The sequence below is a fragment of the Crenobacter sp. CS_VA4 genome, assembly GCF_055597485.1.
Map to the genome: position 1 here is coordinate 1 of NZ_JBVMAE010000156.1, position 254 is coordinate 254.

The following is a 254-nucleotide window of genomic DNA, read 5'->3' on the forward strand; positions in this document are numbered from 1 at the left end:
GACGGAGAAACCGGCCACCAGACCGTCTTCCGTGCGGTCTTCCGGCACGAAGCCGACTCCGGCGTCGAGGATCGCGCGCACGCTCTTGCCGACCAGCTCGTTGCCGTCGAGCTCGATGCTGCCTTCGACGCGGGCGGCGAGGCCGACGATGGCCTCCACGAGCTCGGTCTGGCCGTTGCCCTGGACACCCGCGATCGCGAGCACCTCTCCCGGTCGGACGGCGAAGTCGACACCATCGACGACGATGGCCCCGG

At 70.1% G+C, this 254-nt stretch carries 1 protein-coding gene; it reads right to left on the minus strand.

The window, feature by feature from the left end; translation table 11 throughout:
* Positions 1 to 254 (minus strand): ATP-binding cassette domain-containing protein (locus ACZ2IA_RS23130; RefSeq protein WP_470294924.1); only part of this gene is annotated, 254 nt, incomplete at both ends.